Origin of the sequence: Zhongshania sp., assembly GCF_041584495.1 — a bacterium.
Classification (GTDB): domain Bacteria; phylum Pseudomonadota; class Gammaproteobacteria; order Pseudomonadales; family Spongiibacteraceae; genus Spongiibacter.
The window spans coordinates 1-1,672 of sequence record NZ_JBFHDY010000267.1 but is presented as its reverse complement, the minus strand read 5'-3'; the positions used below and the strand labels follow the sequence as shown (position 1 = coordinate 1,672).

The 1,672-nt window shown below is 47.3% G+C and carries 1 protein-coding gene and 1 pseudogene; both read left to right on the top strand.

Annotated elements, in window-relative coordinates:
- Positions 1–379 (top strand): annotated as a pseudogene (locus ABYP33_RS18980) (allophanate hydrolase); the annotation flags it as partial.
- A 344-nt stretch (positions 380–723) separates the two neighbouring features.
- Entirely contained in the window at positions 724–1,278 is a 555-nt protein-coding gene (locus tag ABYP33_RS18975) for a GNAT family N-acetyltransferase (protein WP_373092901.1), read from the top strand.
- Positions 1,279–1,672 lie beyond the last annotated feature (394 nt).

Sequence of the window (1,672 nt, the reverse complement as noted above, 5' to 3'; positions counted from 1 at the left end):
TGTGGCAGTGTGCGGCGCTCACTTACAAGGCCAGCCGCTAAATTGGCAGCTCACCGAGCGCGGTGGCTACCTGCTTGAAAAAACCACATCGGCGCCAAATTACAAACTCTATGCGCTGGCTGGTGGCCCGCCATTTAGGCCGGGCATGGTGGTAGCGCCAGCGGATGAAGGCCAAGCAATTGAAGTAGAAGTGTGGTCGCTACCCGCCAGCGAGTTCGGCAGCTTTGTAGCGGGTATTCCTGCGCCTTTGGGAATCGGTAAAGTCACGCTGACAGATGGCAGCCAGGTGAGTGGCTTTATCTGTGAGGCGTCGGGCTTAGCTGGCGCTGAAGACATTAGCCATTTCGGCGCTTGGCGAGCGTATTTGGCATCAAAATAGATCGCAATTATTTTTGAATACACTATCCGCCTGCTATGTAGGCGGATAGTCACACTAACTGCCACACCTCACATATCCCCTCGCCCAAACCATCATTCTGAATTTCCTGCGTCGTCATTCTGAACTTGATTCAGAATCCAATACCACTGAACCAGCAAACCCCGGTCGCACCAACTAACGCATTGAAATTTATAAAAAACGGAACATGACCAAGGGAAAGGGATTTTGTGTTGGTCTAAAGGAACGTTTTCTTCGTTTTCCCGTCTGTCTTTTCCTTGTGGAATCGCAGCGATAGTCTGTTTTCTAATGGCTCTTTTGAGGGCTTACTATGCATAGGAAGGCGTATGACGGATATCTGTAAAACGGAAAGATTAATTTTGCGGCGGTTATCCCTTGAGGATGTCCCCGCATTGACCAAAATTCTCAGCGACCCTGAAGTTATGAAGTACTCAGTTAATGGTGTTTGTGATGAGGTCGCTACCCGAAAATTCATTGAGTGGTGTTTATCTTGTTACGAGTCTCATGGTGTGGGTCCGTTGGCACTAATCGATAAGATGGGTTCTGAACTCATAGGTTTTTGCAGTGCTGGGCCAGAAATGGTCTTTGATGTCGAGGAGATGAACCTCGGCTATCGGCTTGCTAGACGGTATTGGAATAGAGGGCTGGCGTCTGAGGCCGCCAGAGCAGTTTTGAATTATGTTTTTAGAGAGAAAAAATTTAATTCAGTTGTGGTTATTATAGAGCCTGAGCATGTGGCATCGCTAAAGGTTGCTGAGAAAGTGGGCTTTTTCAGCTTTGACATACTGGAATTTCATGGTCGACCGGTGAGGCTATACCGCCTAACGTCCGAACGATGGGAGGCATTGTGTAGCAAGGCCATGTGCGCGATAAATGCATGAGAGCTGGCGTTACGCGTATTGATACTTTTGGGTATGAAGCGGGCCATGTTTATATTGTCAATTATGAGGTTTATTACTCATGAATTTGGGTAATCCCCCCCAATAATTAGTTATTTTACGGAATAGCGCCGTTAAGCAAAGTTTGGTCAGGCGCATTGCCGATCCGCAATTCTGGTGCAAGGTATAATTTGTAATGTCGCGGTATGATCCCGCTATTACACGTTGGAGTATGGGCGTTTTTGCTATTTTTCGGGTTAAAGCTGATGTCTTTGCCGCTGGGCATTGATAAATGCCATAGCGCCTAGGGTTTGCATATTGGCCACTATGCCCTTCATTATAGTTTCATTGGGTGCTAATTGAAGGGAGTGCATATGAACGCATTAGAATCGGTCAG

Excerpts from the sequence above, each read along its gene's own strand:
- ABYP33_RS18975 (WP_373092901.1), top strand. The coding sequence starts at position 724 with ATGACGGATATCTGTAAAACGGAAAGATTAATTTTGCGGCGGTTATCC.